Raw genomic sequence first — 3,697 nt, 5'->3', positions numbered from 1 at the left:
AAACGATGCGGCCACCGCGTCTGACTTTCAGGTAGGTGGCATCGATCCACAGATAAGGCCAATCGCCCTCGATCGGTCTTTCGAGGAACGCCTTCACCTTGACGTCGATCTCTTCGCACAGGCGGCTTACCTGGCTTTTGGAGATGCCGCTCATGCCCATCGCTTTGACCAGATCGTCGACAGAACGCGTCGAGATGCCCTGAATGTACGCTTCCTGGATGACCGCTGTCAGAGCCTTCTCCGCCATCCGACGCGGTTCGAGGAAGCTTGGGAAATAGCTGCCCTTGCGCAGCTTCGGAATGCGAAGCTCGACCGTTCCGGCGCGTGTCTCCCAATCCCGGTCGCGGTAGCCGTTGCGTTGCGCCAACCGCATCGCATTCTTCTCGCCGTAGCCAGCACCGGTCGCACTGCCAACCTCCAGCTCCATCACCCGCTCGGCCGCAAAGCCGATCATCTCACGCAACAAATCGGCGTCAGCACTCTTCTCAACAAGCGAGCGCACGTTCATCATATCGTCGGTCATCGGTGGTCTTTCCATCAGGTTGGTCTTGAACAACCCGACCCTACCGGAAAACACTGGTGACCACCGCTATCGAGCTACACCACTCCCTGGGACGTCATCGTTGAGAGGCTCTCGATGGATCGTTCAGCGGCTTTTCTCAACAAGGCTTTGAGCTTTGAGAGTGTGTATTCTCGATCGGGTGAAATCGGGCCATACGGCGGGAGCTATCCAAGGGAGGCGTCCATGTCGAAATCACAATTGGGTGGATATGATGAAGAACGTGTTCCAGGCGCATGTGGCAGATGCGTCTGGGATTCCCAGACGGCCCGATCGATCCTGCGCCTGTTGAGGGAGCAGCTGTTCTTGCTGGACGGGAGGGTGGCTGCTAGACTGGGAGGTCGCACCAGCGCCTATGAAGGCCGCCGCTTCAGGATGTCAGGATACGAAATCCGCGTACTCTTGTGTGCTGCTGGCGATGCGCCTGATGTCGCCACCCAAGAATCTCCTCACTCCTTCCTTGAAGGAAGCTCGGCCGATCTCGATAATTGAAGACCAGACAAAACAATCGAGGCTCAGTTGTCTGAGGAACGCCGGTTCCTTTGACCCGGCCATTTCAAGCTCTCCCAGCGGCCGTGTGCGCTCTCATGCGCCATGTCTCCAGCATCATCCACCGTACCCGACTTGATACGCATTCATCCATGGCGTGGATCTTTGCCATCCAAATAAACAGCTATCGCAATCTTCTGAACGGCGATAGAGAAAGTTGACTTAAACTGAAAGAGAGAAGGCGAAATTCTTTCGCGATCGCTTTTAGACTAGAGGTGCTCTGATGCCGGGAACTCGGTAACTTGAGCTGGGTCCGACCCGGATATGAATGACGAGCGGAACTACCGATCAATTTCTCGAAGTCCTGGAACTACACGATTGGACTTGGCGGAGGGTCGAACTGTTGCTTCTCCCAGACGCCGCGACCGCATCTGCGTGAGACTCTCAAGAGCAGGATTAGGAAGTCGGCCTGACGGACATATGCAGAATGGTTCTCGATACTGGAACAACTCAAACGTGGCGGGATCTGCGCCAGTTTGCGCCGTAGCCGGTCTTCCGAGGCGGGGTCCGGAGTATCCTCGGCGCGTCGTCACTGATACTACTCCCGATGGTCGGGAGGGGATTTCGCCAATCAAGCTGGGGGAGACGACGATAATCCTGGATCTACACGGGCAAGGGCTATCGGTGTCAGCGACCGCCAAACAGATTGGCTATGGATCGCAAGAACGCGCGCAAGTACGTCGAGCGGGGGCTAGAGGCTCCGAAATATGGCCAACGCAAGCAAAACACAATGTTTGGCGACCGGCTCGCGACCTATCTTCGCGAACGCGTGAAGGCTTGTCCCGTCCGGACCGCGCGGCGGCTTTTCCGCGAGATCTCGGGTCTCGACCGTTTCTGCAGCTATACAGCGCTATCCGGGCTGACAAGGTGACCGGGCTCGAAACCGGCGCCCGCAACTACATCACCAAACCCTTTGCCTCGCCGGAGGCCCTGGCCCGCGTGCGTGCCGCGTTACGCGGGCCGCCGGAAGCGTCACTGCAACAGGATTTTCCATTTCGATGTCTGGCGAATGGGCGCCGCTTGCATCGAGGAACGGATTGTAAACTCAAGCTCTCTGCGAGTTCACTCTTCTGATGGCCTTTCTCAAAATCAGTGTCCTCTCGCATGAGCAGCTTCTGGGGATGATGCGCGTCAATTTTCCCTTAATTCGCGTCTTCGCCAGCTCGCCAGCGGGCTGGTGGATTTGCATCGCCTCCTTTCGTCATATGGAGGGGACCATTTCAACCTTCGCAGTGCTTGCGGTGCGCTCCCCTTCACAACCAGTGATCAGAATGCTCCAAGCACTCCATGGGGCGGTCCGGAGCCGAGGTCCACACGCCGGGACGATACCGCAATGCGGCTGTGTATGCTGGCACGCGATCACCAGCAAAAAGGCGCTTGTAGAGACAATGTCCCCCAGTCCATGTTGAGGAGGGGAGATATTCGACGATGGCACGTTACGATGGCGGCTGAGGGGCATTGGAAAGGCACATGCCTGCAGCGCGTTCGCAGGCCACGATTTCGAGGGTAGGAACATTATGAAGACACCGTGGAAATTTCTTGCTCAATTGGCGTCGCGACGACGATCGGCAAGCGTGCAAGAGAATTTTATTGCGCCTGACACTGATCCCGAAGTGATCGAAAGCGAAACGGAAAACAAGTCGCCACTTCCGTTCGACAAGCCAACGCAAGCTTCTGGCACTCCTGATCACGATTCCGCGGTTGATCGCGGGTCGATGTTTTCGGACCAGCTGGAAAGCGACCCCAATCCCCTGCAGGAAATGAACCTCACAGCTGACATTCAAGAGCCTGGAACCCCTGCACGAAGTGAAACCAAACAATCGGATGCGGCTGGGAAGAGGCTGGGGCCGCAAAGCCAGACAAGCGCAAATTCCCAAAAGAAGCCGGAGATCAGACGTCGAGAACGCTCCAAGAACGCGCGCGCCGAGGGGGTTGCGCAGAGCGCTGTCGCCACAAATGAAGCTGAGACCGTACAAACCTCGTCGTCCGGGGATACTTTCTTCAACGAAGTGGCAATCCTCGACGAGGAAATCAAAGAGCTGCGACGTCTGCTGGCTCAAAAACTTTATCTGCAGAACGCTCAGCTCAAAAAGATGCTTGAGCGTTTCGACGCCTCGTGAGTTCGCGTCAACTGACGCCGGACCGAGAAAATGCTGCAGGACGTTATTCGCCGCGAGTTCCGAGGCCTGCTCGAAAGCGGGGAACCAGTGGTGTGCCCAGCCGACGGTGAAGGTGGAGCAGTGTCCGTCACGGCCTTCGACGATCTCGAGGAGATTATTTTCGCGCTTGATCAAAAGAGAGGTTCGAGGCGCCAATCGTTCAGGATCAACAGCTGAAAATGGTGCGCGGCAGGCGCGCATATCGCCCTCCACGAGCAAGCGTCAGTTGGGCAAACGGCCTTGCGCCGCACTGGTAAAGGACGGCGCAACCATCGCGTCAGGCTTTGTGCCCGAGCGCAAGCCAACCAGCTCTCTCCGACGCCGGACGGTCCTCGCATGGCCAGATCGTCGTGCGCATCGATCCAGTCGCCGCCAATCAAGCCTCATGAACAACGCGATCCCGGCTGTGTTCGCTTCGGCAGTGGCCTGA

Annotated in this window: 3 protein-coding genes and 2 pseudogenes; 2 read left to right on the top strand and 3 right to left on the bottom strand. The window is 57.3% G+C overall.

Annotated elements, in window-relative coordinates; genetic code table 11:
• Both USDA257_RS32905 and USDA257_RS38940 read right to left on the bottom strand, forming a co-directional pair.
• Window positions 1–523 (bottom strand): IS256 family transposase (locus USDA257_RS32905; protein ID WP_041415774.1); only part of this gene is annotated, 523 nt, incomplete at its 3' end.
• Window positions 524–627: 104 nt separating this feature from the next.
• Window positions 628–726 (bottom strand): annotated as a pseudogene (locus USDA257_RS38940) (IS630 family transposase); the annotation flags it as partial.
• 19 nt (window positions 727–745) lie between these two features.
• On the opposite strand from USDA257_RS38940, the gene USDA257_RS36700 reads away from it, so the two are divergent.
• Both USDA257_RS36700 and USDA257_RS32895 read left to right on the top strand, forming a co-directional pair.
• Window positions 746–1,051, top strand: coding sequence for a hypothetical protein (locus USDA257_RS36700; protein ID WP_153297037.1), 306 nt, complete (start codon window positions 746–748; stop codon window positions 1,049–1,051).
• Window positions 1,052–2,625: 1,574 nt separating this feature from the next.
• Window positions 2,626–3,228 (top strand): hypothetical protein, encoded by a 603-nt coding sequence (locus tag USDA257_RS32895; RefSeq protein WP_014857797.1) that lies wholly within the window; start codon window positions 2,626–2,628, stop codon window positions 3,226–3,228.
• A gap of 111 nt (window positions 3,229–3,339) precedes the next feature.
• On the opposite strand, the pseudogene USDA257_RS35315 reads toward USDA257_RS32895, so the two are convergent.
• Window positions 3,340–3,647 (bottom strand): annotated as a pseudogene (locus USDA257_RS35315) (ATP-binding protein); the annotation flags it as partial.
• Window positions 3,648–3,697: the final 50 nt, after the last annotated feature.

This window comes from Sinorhizobium fredii USDA 257 (assembly GCF_000265205.3).
In the GTDB taxonomy this organism is placed as follows: Bacteria; Pseudomonadota; Alphaproteobacteria; order Rhizobiales; family Rhizobiaceae; genus Sinorhizobium; species Sinorhizobium fredii_B.
This window is presented reverse-complemented; position numbering and strand designations above follow the sequence as displayed.